The organism is Cellulomonas wangleii (assembly GCF_018388445.1).
GTDB lineage: Bacteria > Actinomycetota > Actinomycetes > Actinomycetales > Cellulomonadaceae > Cellulomonas > Cellulomonas wangleii.
The window spans coordinates 2,491,294-2,507,686 of record NZ_CP074405.1 but is presented as its reverse complement, the minus strand read 5'-3'; the positions used below and the strand labels follow the sequence as shown (position 1 = coordinate 2,507,686).

The following is a 16,393-nucleotide window of genomic DNA, read 5'->3' as shown; positions in this document are numbered from 1 at the left end:
ACGGCCCCGGTCAGGCGCCGCGGACGACACCGCCGACGCGAACCCCCGCCCTCGTGGCTGGGCGGCGCGCGGGGTCCGGCGGGTCGCGCGGCACCGACGAGCAGGACAGACGTAGCACCGATGAGCAGGTCCGACGAGCAGAGATGAGCAGCAACGTGGTGTACGCGATCGTGAAGGCTGGCGGCCGCCAGGAGAAGGTCGCCGTCGGCGACGTCGTCGTCGTCGACCGCCTCGCCGCCGAGGCGGGGTCGTCGGTCCAGCTGCCGGCGCTCCTGCTCGTGGACGGCGAGAAGGTCACCACCGACGCCGCGGCGCTGGCCAAGGTGACGGTGACGGCGGAGGTCGTGCGGGACGAGAAGGGTCCCAAGATCGACATCCTCAAGTACAAGAACAAGACCGGCTACCGCAAGCGCCAGGGTCACCGCCAGAAGCTGACCCGGCTGAAGGTCACCGGCATCAAGTGAGCCCGCGCCGCTCACGCGGCCGTCCCCCTTTTCGCAGCATCCGGAGAGCAGGTCAGTCATGGCACACAAGAAGGGCGCGAGCTCCTCGCGCAACGGTCGCGACTCGAACGCCCAGCGCCTCGGCGTCAAGCGCTTCGGCGGTCAGGTCGTCAAGGCCGGCGAGATCCTCGTCCGCCAGCGCGGCACCCACTTCCACCCGGGCGACAACGTCGGCCGCGGTGGTGACGACACGCTGTTCGCACTGGCCGCCGGCTCGGTGCTGTTCGGCACGCGTCGTGGCCGCAAGGTCATCGACATCGTGGTCGCCGACGCCTGAGGTCGCGACACACCCCAGCTTCACGGTCGAAGGGGCGCACCGGTACGGTGCGCCCCTTCGGCGTGTGACGATCGAGAGCAGTACCCGCAGAGCAAGGAGGTCCAGCCGTGGCGACGTTCGTCGACCGTGTCGTGCTGCACGCGACCGGCGGTGACGGTGGGCACGGTTGTGCGTCCATCCACCGCGAGAAGTTCAAGCCGCTCGCCGGCCCCGACGGCGGCAACGGCGGCAACGGCGGGTCGGTGATCGTCGAGGTCGACCCTCAGGTCACCACGCTGCTGCCGTTCCACCACCTGCCCCACCGGCGCGCCGCGTCGGGCGGCCAGGGCATGGGCGACCACCGCAGCGGCGCGACCGCCGACGACCTCGTCCTCGGCGTTCCCGACGGGACGGTCGTGAAGTCGCCCGACGGCACGGTGCTCGCGGACCTCGTCGGCGCCGGCGCGCGCTACGTGGTCGCCGCGGGCGGGCGCGGCGGGCTCGGCAACGCCGCGCTGTCCTCGCCGCGTCGCAAGGCCCCGGGCTTCGCGCTGCTGGGGGAGCCGGGCGAGGAGGCGGAGGTCGTCCTCGAGCTCAAGACCATCGCCGACGTGGCGCTGGTCGGGTTCCCGTCGGCGGGCAAGTCGAGCCTGGTCGCGGCGATCTCCGCCGCCCGGCCCAAGATCGCCGACTACCCGTTCACCACGCTCGTGCCGAACCTCGGCGTCGTGCAGGCCGGTGACGCGCGCTACACCGTGGCGGACGTGCCCGGGCTGATCCCCGGTGCCTCGCAGGGCAAGGGCCTCGGGCTGGAGTTCCTGCGGCACATCGAGCGCTGCGCCGTCGTGGTGCACGTGCTGGACTGCGCGACGCTCGAGCCGGACCGTGACCCCGTCACGGACCTCGACGTGCTCGAGCATGAGCTCGCCGCGTACGCGGAGGACCTCGCGGTGGCCGCCGGGGGCGTGCCGCTCACCGAGCGGCCGCGCATCGTCGTGCTCAACAAGATCGACGTCCCCGAGGCACGCGAGCTCGCGGACCTCGTGCGCCCCGAGCTCGAGGCCCGTGGCCTGCCCGTCTTCGAGATCTCGACCGCGAGCCACGAGGGGCTGCGGCCCTTGACGTTCGCGCTCGCCGAGCGGGTCGCGGCAGCGCGCCGCGCCGCGCCGGCGCCCGAGGCGACGCGCGTCGTGCTGCGTCCCCGCGCGGTGGACGACACCGGCTTCACGGTGAAGCGGCGCGAGGGCGGGGGTCAGGTCTGGTTCGCCGTCCGCGGCGAGAAGCCCGAGCGGTGGGTGCGGCAGACGGACTTCTCCAACGACGAGGCCGTGGGCTACCTGGCCGACCGCCTCGCGCGCGCCGGGGTCGAGGACGCGCTGTACAAGGCCGGGGCCGTGGCGGGTGACGAGGTCCGCATCGGGCCGGACGAGAACGCGGTGGTCTTCGACTGGGAGCCGACGCTGCTCACGGGGTCCGAGCTGCTCGGTGGCCCGCGCGGCACGGACGTGCGCCTGGAGGACCGCGCCCGCCCGACCCGCGGTCAGAAGCGTCGCGAGTACACCGAGCGCATGGACGCCAAGGCGGCCGCCCGCTCCGAGCTGTGGACGGAGCGCGAGCAGGGTGTCTGGACGGATCCGGACGACGCCTGACCGGTGCGCCGCCCGCTCCGGGACCGCCGCGTCCGCGGGTCGGGCGGTGCGCGGGACCGGGGGCGGCGCGGGGCATCATGGGTGCCGTGAGTGCCGCCGCCCTGTTGGGACGTGACCAGCTGCCCGGTGCGGGCCGCATCGTCGTCAAGGTGGGGTCGTCCTCGCTGACGACGCCCGACGGACACCTCGACCCTGCGCGGCTCGGCGCGGTGGTCGACGTCCTCGCCGCCCGGCGGGCCGCCGGGGCGCAGGTCGTCCTCGTGTCGTCCGGTGCCATCGCCGCGGGCATCGGCCCGCTGGGCCTGGCCGCGCGTCCGCGTGACCTGGCGACGCAGCAGGCCGCCGCGTCGGTGGGGCAGGGGCTGCTGGTGGCGCACTACACGCGCGCGTTCGCGGCGCACGGCCTGACGGTCGCGCAGGTGCTGCTCACGGCCGAGGACACGTGGCGCCGCGGGCAGTACCGCAACGCCCACCGGGCCCTGACGCGGCTGCTGGACCTCGGCGTCGTGCCGATCATCAACGAGAACGACGCGGTCGCGACCGACGAGATCCGGTTCGGTGACAACGACCGGCTCGCGGCCCTGGTGTCGCACCTGGTGCACGCCGACGCGCTCGTGCTGCTCACCGACGTCGACGCGCTCTACACCGGTCCGCCCTCACGTGCCGGCTCCCGGCGGATCGCCGACGTGCAGGCGCTCGACGAGCTCGCGGGCATCGACGTCACGGCCCGGGGCAGCGCGGTGGGGACCGGCGGCATGGTGACCAAGCTGGAGTCCGTCGCCATCGCCACGCAGTCCGGGATCCCGGTGGTGCTCACGTCGGCCGCCCGAGCCGGCGACGCGCTGGCGGGGCAGGACGTGGGCACGTGGTTCGCGGCCACGGGGCGGCGGCGTTCCATCCGGCTGCTGTGGCTCGCGCACGCCGCGCGCACGCGCGGCCGCCTCGTGCTGGACGACGGCGCGGTGCGGGCGGTCGTCGAGCGGCGCACGTCGCTGCTGCCGGCGGGCGTCACCGACGTCGAGGGGACGTTCGAGGCAGGTGACCCCATCGAGCTCGTCGACGGCTCCGGTGCGGTCGTCGCGCGCGGGCTGGTCGCCTACGGCTCGGAGGAGGTCCCGCAGCTGCTCGGCCGCACCACGGCCGACCTGCGGGCCGAGCTCGGCCCGGGGTGGGACCGCGAGCTCGTGCACCGCGACGACCTCGTGCTGGTCCGTCGGCGGCGCTGACGCACCGCGGCTGCCCACGGTGCGGGAGGGGTCGGCGCGCGCGACCCGCGCGCGACTAGCCTGGGTGGCATGACCACGTCGCTGGAGCAGTCGACACCCGCGCTCGTCGACCCCGAGGAGGCGGTGCTCGCCGTCGCGCGTCGCGCCCGGGAGGCGTCCCGTGCCCTGGCGACCGCGACGCGCGCCACCAAGGACGCCGCGCTGCGGGCCATGGCCGACGCACTGGTGGCCGCCACCGACCGCGTGCTGGTCGCGAACGCGCAGGACGTCGACCGGGAGCGCGCCGCCGGGATGTCGCCCGGCCTGCTCGACCGGCTCACGCTGACGCCGGAGCGCGTCGCCGCGATCGCCGACGCCCTGCGCGAGCTCGCGGCCCTCCCGGACCCGGTCGGGGAGGTCGTGCGCGGCTCGACGCTGCCCAACGGGCTGCGGCTGCGGCAGGTCCGCGTGCCGATGGGGGTCGTCGGGATGATCTACGAGGCCCGCCCGAACGTCACGGTGGACGCCGCGGGGCTGGCCCTGAAGAGCGGGAACGCCGTGGTGCTGCGCGGCGGGTCCGCGGCGGCGCGGTCCAACGAGGTCGTCGTGCAGGTCCTGGCCGCCGCGCTGGACGCGCAAGGGCTCCCGGGCGACCTGGTCCAGTCCGTGGACGCCTGGGGGCGGCCGGGGGCCGTCGCGCTGATGCACGCGCGCGGCCTGGTCGACGTGCTCGTGCCGCGCGGGGGAGCGGACCTCATCGCGACGGTCGTGCGGGAGGCCACGGTGCCGGTGATCGAGACCGGCGTGGGCAACTGCCACCTGTACGTCGACGCGAGCGCCGACCACGCCGACGCCCTGGCGATCCTGCTGAACTCCAAGACGCAGCGCGTCGGGGTGTGCAACGCGGTCGAGACGCTGCTGGTGCACCGTGACGTGGCCGACACCTTCCTGCCGGCCGCGCTCACCGCGCTGGCGACGGCCGGCGTGACGGTCCACGGGGACGACGTGACGTTGGCGCACGTGCCGGCGGGTGCTGCCGCGGTCCCCGCGACCGAGGAGGACTGGGGCACGGAGTACCTGTCGCTCGACCTCGCGGTCCGCGTGGTGGAGGACCTCGACGACGCCGTCGCGCACGTGCGCCGCTGGTCCACCGGGCACACCGAGGCCATCGTCACGCAGGACCTGCGTGCGTCGGAGCGGTTCGTGGCGGAGGTGGACGCGGCGGCGGTCATCGTCAACGCGTCGACGCGGTTCACGGACGGCGGGCAGTTCGGCCTCGGTGCCGAGATCGGCATCTCCACGCAGAAGCTCCACGCGCGCGGGCCGATGGGTCTGTCCGAGCTGACGACGACCAAGTGGATCGTGCACGGTGACGGCCACGTGCGTCCCTGACCCGCCCGCCCGGCGGTCGGTGGTGATGTACCACGGCCCCGCGTGCGAGACTGGGTGGCCGCGGCGCGGGCCCCTCGCGGGCGCCCGCCGCCACCGACCCGCAGGACCGACGTGAACCCCCAGGAGGACGACGTGCACGCCACCCTCATCGCCGCGGCAGAGACCGCCGCCGAGCACTCCGAGGCGCTGCCGTTCGCGCCGGCCGTCTTCGGTGTCGGCGCGTTCGTGGGGCTCCTGGCGATGCTCCTCGTGACGTACGCCTTCCGCTCCGTCGGGACGCGCCACTGACGGTGCCGGCCACCACGGGGGTCCCTGCCCGCCCACGCCTCGGGGTGATGGGTGGCACGTTCGACCCCGTGCACCACGGCCACCTGGTGGCCGCGAGCGAGGTCGCCGCCCGCTTCGACCTCGACGAGGTCGTGTTCGTGCCGACGGGGCAGCCCACGTTCAAGCAGCACGCGAACGTCTCGCCCGCCGAGCACCGGTATCTCATGACGGTGATCGCGACGGCGTCGAACCCCCGCTTCACGGTGAGCCGCGTGGACATCGACCGCGCGGGACTCACGTACACGGTCGACACGCTGCGGGACCTCAAGACCGAGCGCCCGGACGCCGACCTCTTCTTCATCACCGGCGCGGACGCGATCGCGCAGATCCTCACGTGGAAGGATGCTGCCGAGCTGTTCGACATGGCGCGGTTCGTGGCGGTCACCCGCCCCGGGCACGCGCTGTCGGTGGACGGCCTGCCCGCCGGGCGGGTCGACGTGCTGGAGGTCCCGGCCCTCGCGATCTCCTCGTCCGACATCCGTGCGCGTGCGCGTGCCGCGGAGCCGGTGTGGTATCTCGTCCCCGACGGGGTCGTCCAGTACATCGCCAAGCACAGGTTGTATCGAGGTCGTGATGAGTGAACCCGGAGAGCGCCGCCGCCGTCGTGAGATGGAGCGGGCGGCCCAGGACGGTGGCCAGGGCCCCGGCGCCCCGGCGCCCCCGTCCGACGAGCCGGTCGCACCCGCGTCGCGCCGCGCCATGCGCAGCAGGCTCGTGACCCCGCCCGCGGGGACGTCGTCGGCTGCCGGCGGCGGTACGCCCGCCTGGTCGGCGGGTGCCGGCCAGCCGACCCCGCGGCCCGCGGCGACGGGGCCGGGCACCCCGGCTCCGTCACCGGCGCAGGGTCCGACCACCGGCGACGCGTCCCGCTCGCGACGGTCGTACCGTGACGCGGCCCTCGACCCGACGGCCGGCCCGCGGACGACCGGCGCCACCGCGCCGCGCCCCGGGACGCCGCCGCCCGCGCCGCGCGCCGCGACCCCGCAGCCGCAGCACCGGCCGGTGCCGTCGACGGCACCCCGACCCGCCGCCGCGGGCCCGGCCTGGGGCGGCGCCCCGCAGGGTGCCGGCGCCCCTGCGACGTCGCGCCCGGCCGGTGCCCCCGCACCGTCGTCGCCGGCACGGCCGTGGGCGCAGCCCTCGGCGCAGCCGTCCGGGTCCGCGGCGACATCGCGCCCCGAGGCGCGCACCCCGTGGAACCGGGAGCCGGGCGGCGCCGCCTCGCCGTCCGGTGCGCCCAGCTGGGCGGCGTCCGCGGCCCCGCCGGCACCCGCCGCCCCGCCGGCGGCCACGACCCCGCCGCGTACCTCGGCCTGGGGCTCCGGTGCGCCGGCGGCTCCCGCCGGCCAGCCGTCGGCACCCTGGACGCCCTCGCAGCCCTCGTCCGACGGCCCGCGGCCGACCGGGCCGGCGCCGTCGCTCAGCTCGTTCCAGTCGTCAGCAGCGACCGCACCGCGTACCGAGCCGGCCCCGTCGCGCATCGAGCCCGTGGTGCCGTCGGCCACGGCGTCCGCCGCGTCGACGGCGTCGCCCGTCTGGACGCCGAGCGGTGCCCCGGCCGCACCCGCGGCGCCCCAGCGGGCGGCGGGGGAGCCGCCGGCCGCCGGCTGGCCGCGGACGCCCGCTGCGGTGCCTGACCCCGTCGCCGGCCCCTCCGACGAGAAGCCCGCCCCGCCCTGGGGCGTGTCGCGCCCGCCGTACGACGAGGACGACCTGGACGACGAGGACGACGACGACGAGCCGGGACGGCGGATCCACCCGTACACCTGGCTGCACGTGCTGATCCTGGCCGCCGTGGCCTTCGTGCTCGGCTTCCTCATCATGCTGCTCTACATCCGGACGCGGGGCGCCGACGGCGCCGCCGAGGCTGCGGCCGCCGTGAGCGGCTGGGTCACGAGCCGCGCCGGCCCGCTCTGAGCGACGGCACCGACCGGCCTGCCCCGCCGGGTTCGGCAGTGCCGCGCCCGGCACCACCGCATCCCGGCACCACCCGTACCACCGCATCCCGCGGCGGCGGCCTCCCCGGCCGCGCCGCCCCCCGACCCCCAGGAGCCCACGTGTCTGCGAGCCCCCGCGCGATCGAGCTGGCCCACGCCGCCGCCCGCGCCGCATCCGACCTCAAGGCGCAGGAGATCATCGCGCTCGACGTGAGCGAGCAGCTCGTCCTCACCGACGTCTTCCTCATCGCCTCCGGGACGAACGAGCGGCAGGTCGGCGCGATCGTCGACGCCGTCGAGGAGTCCCTGCACAAGCTCGGCGCGAAGCCCGTGCGCCGGGAGGGCAAGGCGCAGGGTCGGTGGGTCCTCATCGACTTCGGTGACGTCGTCGTGCACGTGCAGCACGCCGAGGACCGCGTCTACTACGCGCTCGAGCGACTCTGGAAGGACTGCCCCCTGATCGAGCTGCCCCCGGAGGAGCGGGGCGAGCAGGCCGACGCGTGAGGCAGCACCTGCTGCTCTGGCGGCACGCGCGGACGGCCTACAACGCCCTGGCCCGGCTGCAGGGGCAGATCGACATCCCCCTGGACGAGGTCGGTCACTGGCAGGCGCGCGTCTCCGCGGCGCGCCTGGCCGCCCGGCACCGCCCGGTGCGCATCGTCGCGTCGGACCTCTCGCGCGCGGTCGACACCGCGGGCTACCTGGCCCGTGCGGTCGGCGTCCCGGTGGAGCTGGACCCGCGGCTGCGGGAGCGCGCCTTCGGCGAGTGGGAGGGCATGACGGGCCACGACATCGAGGCCCGCTGGCCGCAGGAGTTCCGCGAGTGGCGCGCCGGCGGGGACCCGGTCGGGGTCGGCGCCGAGACCCGCGCCGAGGTCGCGGCCCGCATCGGCGAGGCCGTCCGCGACCAGGTCGCGCGCACCACCGAGGGCGGGACGCTCGTCGTCGTGTCCCACGGTTCCGCGCTCGGCTCGGTCGTGGCCGACCTGCTCGGGCAGGACCCCGCGTGGCGCGGCATCGTCGGCATGCACAACGCCCACTGGGCCGAGCTGCTGGCCGCGGGCTCGGCCGATGCGGACCCCGCGTGGCGTCTGCTGGGCTACAACGTGGGCCCGACCGACGCATCGTCGGACTGGAACGCCGGCCCCGACCCGGAGCCCGCGCAGGAGGCCGCCGACGACGCCACGCGCGACCCGGACTGACGCCATGTCGCACGTCACACGGCCCCTGCCGGGGCGCGATTGGCGTTCTGCGGCTCGTTCGTCCTAGACTCACCGGGCGCCCTTCGGGGCGACGGGGTCCGTCCGCGGACCACGGGGCTGTGGCGCAGCTGGTAGCGCACCTGCATGGCATGCAGGGGGTCAGGGGTTCGAGTCCCCTCAGCTCCACCCGAGAACGACGGCGAGGGCCGCGTCAGGATCCTGGGACCAGGAACCCGACGCGGCCTTCGGCGTTCCGGGGACGTCAGGTCCTCAGGTCGACGGGGAACACGTCGGTCCGGGCGACGACCCGGTCCCGCTCGTCGGCCATCCGTACGCGCCGGGGGTCGGCGACGTACCCGTCGAGCGCGGTCGCGTCCGGGAACCGCAGGATCTGGACCTCGTGAGGCTGCCCGTCGCCGCCGTCGCCCACCGCGCGCTGCAGGACCGTGCCGCCGTGGTCGGCCACGAGGACCAGGACGGCGTCCTCGTAGCGGTGCAGGCCCGCCTCCTGCCCGGGGACGGCCCGCAGCAGGCAGCACAACGTCAGTGCGCTCATCCCGGCAGCGTGGCACGGGTGGCGTCCTGCGGTCGACGGATGGGAGCGAGCGTCTAAAGGTTTCGTCGCCCGCGGGCGCCTTGCCGATGAGGAAAGCGCTCGCCTACGGTCGAGAAACCGGTTTCCGACCCGGGATGCCGCATTGCCGCGGCGCGACCGGGTCGGACGGCGCGTCCCGCGGGGCACGCGCCGGTCCGACCGCGCTCGACGACGAGAAGAGGCAACGATGAGACGACCTGTCGTGACACGACTCCTGGCGACCGGGGTCGCTGCGGCCCTGGCCACAGCCGTCGGCGTGTCCACGCTCACCCTCCCCGCCCAGGCGGCCACCGGAGCCGCCGACGGCTTCGCCTCGCAGAACGGCGGCACCACCGGCGGCGCCGGCGGGCGGACGGTGCGGGCCACCACCGGCACCCAGATCCACGAGGCCCTGTGCGGCCGTGCCGGCAGCGACACCCCGATCGTCATCGAGGTGTCCGGCACCATCACCCACGGCAACACCGCCAAGGTCTCCGGCAGCAGCTGCAACACGGCCGCCGGGGTCATCGAGCTCAAGCAGGTGAGCAACGTGACGCTCGTGGGCGTCGGCAGCGGCGCGGTGTTCGACCAGGTCGGCATCCACATCCGCGAGGCGCGCAACATCATCGTCCAGAACGTCACCGTCAAGAACGTCAAGAAGTCCGGCTCCCCGACGTCCAACGGCGGCGACGCCATCGGCATGGAGAGCGGCGTCAGCAACGTCTGGGTCGACCACGTGACGCTCGAGGCGTCCGGCGGGGAGTCGGAGGGCTACGACGGCCTGTTCGACATGAAGGGCGACACGCGGTACGTGACGCTGTCGTACAGCATCCTGCGCAACTCCGGGCGCGGCGGCCTCGTGGGCTCCGGGGACAGCGACCTGGGCAACGGCCCGGTGACCTACCACCACAACCTCTACGAGAACCTCGACTCGCGCGTGCCGCTGCTCCGCGGCGCGACGGCGCACATCTACAACAACCACTACGTCGGCATCAAGGAGTCGGGCATCAACGCCCGTGCCGGCGGCAAGGCCAAGGTCGACAACAACTACTTCGAGGACTCCAAGGACGTGCTCGGCACGTTCTACACGGACCTGCCCGGCTACTGGCAGGTCGCGGGCAACGTCTTCGACAACGTGTCGTGGTCCAGCAAGGGCGGCGACACCAACCCCGCGGGGCCGAACGTCACGTCGACGACGACGGTCTCGGTCCCGTACTCCTACCGGCTCGACGGCGCGAGCTGCGTGCCCGCCCTGGTGCGCGCCACGGCCGGGGCGAACACGGGCAACCAGGTGTCGAACGGGTCGTGCACTCCGCAGACCCCGGCGCCGACGACGGCACCCACGTCCGCGCCGACCACGGGCCCCACCGCCGGCCCGACCTCGTCACCGCAGCCGTCCACGCCGCCGCCCACCGCGCCGCCCCTGGGACGCAACCTCAGCCTGGGTGCGGGCGCCGACGGCTCCGGCAAGGGCGGCGGCACCAGCTACGGCAACGCGATCGACGGGTCGCTCAGCACGTACTGGCAGCCGAGCGGCTCGACGGGCCGCATCTCGGTGAAGTGGGGGTCGGCCACCACGGTCGCCCGGGTCGTGGTGCGCGAGCCGGCGGGCTCCGTGGGGTCCATCGGGGCGTGGCGGGCCGTCGACAACGCCACGGGGGTCGTGCTCGCCACGGGCAACGGGGCCGGGACGCTGACCTTCAGGGCCACGTCCCTGACCAAGCTCAACGTGGAGATCCTCGGGTCGACCGGTACGCCGCGCGTCGCGGAGGTCGAGACGTACGCCGGCTGAGCCGGTCCGGTCGGGGGTCGGGGCCCGTGCGCCCCGGCCCCCGACCGTGCGGGTGTCGTCAGCCGGCGAGCTCGTCCAGCGGCGGCGCGAGGCGCCCCTCGGGGTCGAGTCGGTGCAGCATCGCCCGGCTCAGCTCCTCCAGCTGCGAGACCTGCTCGGGTGTCAGCGCGTCCACCACCAGGGCGCGGGCGGTCGCGACGTGCCCCGGGGCCGTCCGCACCACCAGGTCCCAGCCGGCGGGGGTGAGGTGCGCCTCGGTGGCCCGGCGGTCCGTGGCGCACGGCGCCCGCTCCACCAGCCCGCGCTCCTCGAGCCGGCGCACGACATGCGAGAGGCGGGGGAGCGTGGCGTTGGTGCGGCGGGCCAGCGCCGACATCCGCAGCGTGCGGTCCTCCGCCTCGGACAGCATCGCCAGCACCTGGTACTCGAAGTGCGTGAGACCGGCGTCGCGCTGCAGCTGCGAGTCGAGCTGGGCCGGCAGGAGCTCGGCGACGGCCACCAGCCCGAGCCAGGCGCGCAGCTCGGCAGGCGTCAGCCAGGGGGTCTCGGAGGTCACGCGTCCAGCGTACGCCGATGTTGAAGCGACAACCCTGAGGGTGCTCGCCGCGGCATGTGTCAGCGGCCGTCCAGGCGCCGCACGGGCACGCCGAGGATCGTCTGCTCCGGCGGGGGCAGCGTGTCCAGGTCGTCGGGCACCGGCGGGAAGCCGTCGTCGGGGACGTCGCCGACCCAGACGCGCCAGGTGCCGTCGCTGCGGTGCGCCACGCCCGGCACGACGAGCGAGGCGTCCCCGGCCGCCGCGAGTGCGGCCGCGAGCGGCGGTGCCGCGTCGGCGGGCACGAAGCCGACGATGACGTTGCGCCAGACGAGGACCAGCCGGTCGTCGGCGCCGTGCTCGACCACCAGCCGCGCCGGCACCCGCGCCGGCGCCGGGCGGTCACCCATGCCGAGGGCGGCCAGGATCGAGCGCTGCATCGCCGGCGCCTCCGCCGCGCAGAACCCGGCGGTGACGTCGGCCGGCACGTCGGGGCGACGGCGGAACCAGCTCACCCGCCCAGCATGGCACGTGCCGTCGCGACCACAGGGCGGTCGCCGCGGGCGGGCGGTGCACCGGGTCAACTACCTTTCTCCCGTGACAGAAGCGGAGATCAGGCCGGACGTCCCTCGCGGCGTCGTCAGCCATGAGGTACCCGAGCTCCTGCGCAACGACGTCCGGCTCCTCGGGGAGCTGCTGGGTCGTGTGCTGCGCGAGGCCGGCGGGGAGGACCTGCTCGCCGACGTCGAGCGGCTGCGCGAGCTCGCCATCGCGTCGCACAGCGACCCGAACGGGCACGCTCTCGCGCAGGCCGAGGAGCTCGTCGCCGGGTTCAGCCACGAGCGGGCCGAACAGGTGGCGAGGGCCTTCACGTGCTACTTCCACCTCGCCAACCTGGCCGAGGAGTACCACCGGGTCCGTGTGCTGCACGACCGCGAGTCGCGCCTGGCGCCCCACGAGCTGGCACCCGACGACTCGCTGCCGGCGGCGTACCAGCAGCTCGTGGCCGAGGTCGGCGAGGACGAGGCCCGTGCCCGTCTGCGCGAGCTCGAGTTCCGCCCCGTCTTCACCGCGCACCCCACCGAGGCGCGACGCCGCGCGGTCGCGCGGTCCATCCGACGCATCGCCGAGCTCGTCGCCGAGCGCGACGCGCTGCACATCGGCGGCACCACGCTGGCGGAGAACGAGCGGCGCCTGCTGGCCGAGATCGACACGCTGTGGCGCACCTCGCCGCTGCGCGCGGAGAAGCCGACCGTCCTCGACGAGGTCGCCACCGTCCTGTCGATCGTCGACTCGACCCTGGCCGACGTGCTGCCCACGGTGTACCGCCGGCTCGACGACTGGCTGCTGGAGCGGGACGCCGGGACCACCGCGCCCCTGGTCGCGCCCTTCGCCCGGCTCGGGTCGTGGATCGGGGGCGACCGCGACGGCAACCCCAACGTCACGGCCGAGGTGACGCGCGCCGCGGCTGCGCTGGCCTCCGAGCACGCGCTGGACGCGCTGCTCTCCTCCGCACGCCGCACGGCCGACGGCCTCACGCTCGACGCGGCCGGGACCCCGGCGTCGCCGGAGCTCAGCGCCCTGTGGCAGCGGCAGCGCTCGCTGTCGGACGCCATGACCTCCCGCATCGCGGGAGACGCGCCCAACGAGCCGCACCGGCGCGCGCTCCTCGGCATCATCGAGCGGATCGCCGCGACCCGTCGGCGCGACGCGGACCTCGCGTACGCGAGCCCCGACGAGCTCGAGGCGGACCTGCGCACGGTCCAGGACTCGCTGCAGGCGGCCGGCGCCCGGCGCGCCGCGTACGGCGACCTGCAGCGGCTCATCTGGCAGGTGCAGACGTTCGGCTTCCACCTCGCGGAGCTGGAGATCCGGCAGCACTCGCAGGTCCACGCCGCCGCGCTCGCGGACATCGAGGAGCACGGCGTCGACGGCGACCTGCAGCCGATGACCGTCGAGGTCCTCGACACCTTCCGCGCGCTGGGGACGGTCCAGCGCCGCCTGGGCGTGGCCGCGGCGCGGCGCTACATCGTGTCGTTCACCCAGTCGCCCGACCACCTGCCGGCGGTCTACCGGCTGGCCGAGCTCGCGTTCGGCGGTCCGGAGCACGCGCCGGTCATCGACGCCATCCCGCTGTTCGAGACGTTCGCCGACCTGCAGAACAGCGTCGACATCCTCGACGCCGCGCTCGCGCACCCACGGGTCCAGGAGCGGCTCGCGGCCAACGGTCGGCGGGTGGAGGTCATGCTCGGCTACTCCGACTCCTCCAAGGACGTCGGGCCGCTCTCGGCGACGCTGGCCCTCGACGACGCGCAGCGCCGGATCGCGGACTGGGCGCGTCGCAACGACATCGTCCTCACGCTGTTCCACGGGCGTGGCGGTGCGCTCGGCCGCGGGGGCGGCCCGGCCAACCGTGCCGTGCTCGCCCAGCCCCCGGGCTCGGTCGACGGCCGGTTCAAGCTCACGGAGCAGGGCGAGGTCATCTTCGCCCGGTACGGCGACCCGGACATCGCCACGCGCCACATCGAGCAGGTGGCGGCCGCGACGCTGCTCGCCGACGCACCGAGCGTCGCACAGCGCAACACCGAGGCCGCCGGCCGGTTCGCCGACCTGGCGTCCCGCCTGGACGTGGCGTCCCGCGAGCGGTTCCACGATCTGGTCCGTGCCGACGGGTTCCCCGCCTGGTTCGCGCAGGTCACCCCGCTCGAGGAGATCGGTCTGCTGCCGATCGGCTCCCGCCCGGCCCGCCGCGGCCTGTCGGTCTCGTCGCTGGACGACCTGCGGGCGATCCCGTGGGTGTTCTCCTGGTCGCAGGCCCGCATCAACCTCGCGGGGTGGTACGGCCTGGGCACGGCGCTGGACACGGTCGGCGACGTGGAGGAGCTGCGCACGGCCTACGCCGAGTGGCCGCTGTTCGCGACGATCATCGACAACGTCGAGATGTCGCTGGCGAAGACCGACGAGCGCATCGCCGCCCGCTACCTCGCCCTGGGTGACCGGGACGACCTGGCGGAGCAGGTGCTCGACGAGATGCGGCTGACGCGGCAGTGGGTGCTGGCCACCACCGGCAGCACGGGGGTGCTCTCGCGCCGGCGGATCCTCGGACGCGCGGTGCAGCTGCGCAGCCCGTACGTCGACGCCCTGTCGCTGCTGCAGCTGCGCGCCCTGCGAGGGCTGCGCACGGGCCAGGACCCGCAGTCGGCGGAGGAGCTGCGCCGGCTGCTGCTGCTCACGGTCAACGGCGTCGCGGCCGGCCTGCAGAACACCGGCTGACACCGCCGCGTCCGCCACGACGCCCCCGCACCGACCGGGTCGGTGCGGGGGCGTCGTGCGTCCGGCGATCCGTGCCGCGCTGGTCCGTGCCGTGCTGGTCCGTGACGTGCGCCTCGGTGCCGTGCGGTCGGTGCTGCTCGGGCTCGTCAGCGAGCCGGCACCGTGCGCGTCGCCGCCCACGCGCGCAGCGCGGCGACGCGCTCGCCCATGACCACGGACAGCGGGCGGGTGGCCCGCAGCTCCTCGAGGACGGTGCCGGCGTCGAGCGCGGTGCCGCGGGCGTGCGCGGCGTACGTGGCCGAGACGACCGCCTGCTCCACCTCGGCGCCCGAGAACCCGGCCGACGCGGCGACGAGCGGGGCCGCCGCCCCGTCGTCCAGGACCAGCCCGCGGCGCCCGGCGTGCAGCCGCAGGAGCGCCGCGCGGGCCGCGTCGTCCGGCAGGTCGACGAAGAAGATCTCGTCGAAGCGGCCCTTGCGCACCAGCTCCGGGGGCAGGGCGGAGACGTCGTTGGCGGTCGCGGCGACGAACACGCGGGAGCGGCGGTCGGCCAGCCACGTCAGCAGGGTCCCCAGGACGCGCCGTGCGGACCCGCCGTCCTCGTCGCCCGCGACGGCCTTCTCGATCTCGTCGACCCACAGCACGCAGGGTGCGAGCGCGTCCGCCGCGGCGAGCGCCTCGCGCAGCCGGCGCTCGGACTCCCCGACGTACTTGTCGTGCACGCCCGCGAGGTCCAGGCGCAGCAGCGGCACACCCAGCACGGACGCGGCGGCGCGCGCGGCGAGGGACTTGCCGCAGCCCTGGACGCCGACGAGCAGCACGCCGCGCGGCGGGTCGAGGTGCGGTGCGGAGCCGTCGGTCGCCGGGCGTCGCAGCAGGAGCCAGCGCACCACCCGGTCCAGGCCGACCACGTCGCCCGGCGCGACCGTCGCGTACTCGTACGCGAGCACACCGTCCCCGGCGAGGGCGTCGAACCGCGCGCGGTCGACGACCGCGACGTCGTCGACCGTCAGCGCGCCGTCGTCGACCACGGCGCCGTGCGCCAGCCGCGCGACGTCCGCACGGGACAGTCCGGCGAGGCGCCGGACGAGCAGGTCCCGTGCCCGCGGGTCCACGTGCGGCACACGCCCCGTCGCGTTCGCCCAGGCGGCGACCGTGCGGTCGACGACGGTGGCGCGCTCGTCGGCGGAGGGGAAGGACACGGGGATGCTCACCGCCAGGTGCTCCACCTCGCGCGGCAGGTCGAGCCGGCGCGAGACCAGCACGAGCGTGCTGCGCAGGCCGAGGGGCCGCTGGGCGGCGTCCTTGAGCAGGCGCACGACCAGCGGGTCGTCGAACCAGGGGTGCAGGTCGAGCAGCACGTACACGGCGGGCGCGATGCTGTCGACGATCGTGCGCAGCAGGGCGGGGGGATCGGTGTTGTGCAGCTGGGAGCCGCCGAGGTCCACGTCCATGCGGCGCAGCCCGTCGGTCACGCTCCAGCGGAAGACCGGGCGCGGGGACCGGCCGCCGGGCGGCCGTGACGCCGCGCGCAGCACCAGCTCGACCGCCTCCGGCTCGTCGGCCGTCTCCAGGACGATGACGGGCGTGCGCGCCGCCACCAGTGCGGCGAGGTCGTCGAGCGTGGAGGTCTCGGGGCGCACGCGGGCCACGGTAGCCCGCCGGTGCCCGCGCGGAGCCGGGCACGGCGGCCGGGGGCGCCGTTCCACCCGCTCGGCTCAGCCGGGGGGACGAGGGGGTGCGGGAGC

General features: G+C 75.3%; 16 protein-coding genes and 1 tRNA gene. 13 read left to right on the top strand and 4 right to left on the bottom strand.

The features are described from left to right. Positions 1-155 precede the first annotated feature (155 nt). From rplU to KG103_RS11485, 11 genes are all read left to right on the top strand, one after another. Positions 156-464 (top strand): 50S ribosomal protein L21, encoded by a 309-nt coding sequence (rplU, locus tag KG103_RS11535; protein ID WP_201775302.1) that lies wholly within the window; start codon positions 156-158, stop codon positions 462-464. Between the two features lie 58 nt (positions 465-522). Beyond that, positions 523-780 (top strand): 50S ribosomal protein L27, encoded by a 258-nt coding sequence (gene rpmA / locus KG103_RS11530; protein WP_207341011.1) that lies wholly within the window; start codon positions 523-525, stop codon positions 778-780. Between the two features lie 107 nt (positions 781-887). Next, positions 888-2,408 carry a GTPase ObgE gene (gene obgE / locus KG103_RS11525; RefSeq protein ID WP_207341012.1) on the top strand — a complete coding sequence of 507 codons (1,521 nt, stop codon included), beginning with the start codon at positions 888-890 and terminating at the stop codon, positions 2,406-2,408. 77 nt (positions 2,409-2,485) lie between these two features. After that, on the top strand, positions 2,486-3,634 hold the full coding sequence (gene proB, locus KG103_RS11520; protein ID WP_207341013.1) for a glutamate 5-kinase: 1,149 nt from the start codon (positions 2,486-2,488) through the stop codon (positions 3,632-3,634). Between the two features lie 69 nt (positions 3,635-3,703). Beyond that, entirely contained in the window at positions 3,704-5,005 is a 1,302-nt protein-coding gene (locus tag KG103_RS11515) for a glutamate-5-semialdehyde dehydrogenase (RefSeq protein WP_207341014.1), read from the top strand. Positions 5,006-5,116: 111 nt separating this feature from the next. After that, positions 5,117-5,293, top strand: a complete 177-nt coding sequence (locus KG103_RS11510; RefSeq protein ID WP_177199618.1) for a hypothetical protein — start codon at positions 5,117-5,119, stop codon at positions 5,291-5,293. Positions 5,294-5,295: 2 nt separating this feature from the next. Next, a complete protein-coding gene (nadD, locus tag KG103_RS11505; protein ID WP_207341015.1) occupies positions 5,296-5,913 on the top strand; it encodes a nicotinate-nucleotide adenylyltransferase in 618 nt (205 codons plus the stop codon). Continuing rightward, positions 5,906-7,249 (top strand): hypothetical protein, encoded by a 1,344-nt coding sequence (locus tag KG103_RS11500; RefSeq protein WP_213319909.1) that lies wholly within the window; start codon positions 5,906-5,908, stop codon positions 7,247-7,249. Before nadD ends, KG103_RS11500 begins: the two co-directional genes overlap by 8 nt. Positions 7,250-7,389: 140 nt before the next feature. Then, the gene (rsfS, locus tag KG103_RS11495; RefSeq protein WP_207341017.1) at positions 7,390-7,773 is read left to right on the top strand and encodes a ribosome silencing factor; all 384 of its coding nucleotides are present in this window, start codon (positions 7,390-7,392) and stop codon (positions 7,771-7,773) included. Continuing rightward, a complete protein-coding gene (locus KG103_RS11490; RefSeq protein WP_207341018.1) occupies positions 7,770-8,471 on the top strand; it encodes a histidine phosphatase family protein in 702 nt (233 codons plus the stop codon). The genes rsfS and KG103_RS11490 overlap by 4 nt, the downstream gene beginning before the upstream one ends. A 113-nt stretch (positions 8,472-8,584) precedes the next feature. Next, a tRNA-Ala gene (locus tag KG103_RS11485) sits at positions 8,585-8,657 on the top strand. A 76-nt stretch (positions 8,658-8,733) separates the two neighbouring features. On the opposite strand, the gene KG103_RS11480 is transcribed toward KG103_RS11485, so the two are convergent. Next, positions 8,734-9,027 carry a hypothetical protein gene (locus KG103_RS11480; protein ID WP_207341019.1) on the bottom strand — a complete coding sequence of 98 codons (294 nt, stop codon included), beginning with the start codon at positions 9,025-9,027 and terminating at the stop codon, positions 8,734-8,736. A gap of 241 nt (positions 9,028-9,268) precedes the next feature. Between KG103_RS11480 and KG103_RS11475 the strand changes: the two genes are divergently transcribed. Continuing rightward, complete coding sequence (locus KG103_RS11475; RefSeq protein WP_264758258.1) at positions 9,269-10,837, top strand: pectate lyase family protein; 1,569 nt, start codon at positions 9,269-9,271, stop codon at positions 10,835-10,837. Positions 10,838-10,895: 58 nt separating this feature from the next. Here KG103_RS11475 and KG103_RS11470 read toward each other — a convergent pair whose 3' ends face one another. Together KG103_RS11470 and KG103_RS11465 are read right to left on the bottom strand one after the other, a co-directional pair. Further along, positions 10,896-11,393, bottom strand: coding sequence for a MarR family winged helix-turn-helix transcriptional regulator (locus tag KG103_RS11470; protein ID WP_207341021.1), 498 nt, complete (start codon positions 11,391-11,393; stop codon positions 10,896-10,898). Between the two features lie 59 nt (positions 11,394-11,452). After that, a complete protein-coding gene (locus KG103_RS11465; protein ID WP_207341022.1) occupies positions 11,453-11,887 on the bottom strand; it encodes a hypothetical protein in 435 nt (144 codons plus the stop codon). Between the two features lie 82 nt (positions 11,888-11,969). Here KG103_RS11465 and KG103_RS11460 point away from each other — a divergent pair, with 82 nt between their 5' ends. Next, a complete protein-coding gene (locus KG103_RS11460; protein ID WP_207341023.1) occupies positions 11,970-14,645 on the top strand; it encodes a phosphoenolpyruvate carboxylase in 2,676 nt (891 codons plus the stop codon). Positions 14,646-14,791: 146 nt separating this feature from the next. Here KG103_RS11460 and KG103_RS11455 read toward each other — a convergent pair whose 3' ends face one another. Further along, positions 14,792-16,288: an AAA family ATPase gene (locus tag KG103_RS11455; protein WP_207341024.1), complete on the bottom strand. Its 1,497-nt coding sequence runs from the start codon at positions 16,286-16,288 to the stop codon at positions 14,792-14,794. Positions 16,289-16,393: the final 105 nt, after the last annotated feature.

Coding starts and splice junctions, on each gene's coding strand:
- rpmA (WP_207341011.1), top strand. CDS start 523: ATGGCACACAAGAAGGGCGCGAGCTCCTCGCGCAACGGTCGCGACTCG.
- proB (WP_207341013.1), top strand. CDS start 2,486: ATGGGTGCCGTGAGTGCCGCCGCCCTGTTGGGACGTGACCAGCTGCCC.
- KG103_RS11515 (WP_207341014.1), top strand. CDS start 3,704: ATGACCACGTCGCTGGAGCAGTCGACACCCGCGCTCGTCGACCCCGAG.
- KG103_RS11500 (WP_213319909.1), top strand. CDS start 5,906: ATGAGTGAACCCGGAGAGCGCCGCCGCCGTCGTGAGATGGAGCGGGCG.
- KG103_RS11480 (WP_207341019.1), bottom strand. CDS start 9,027: ATGAGCGCACTGACGTTGTGCTGCCTGCTGCGGGCCGTCCCCGGGCAG.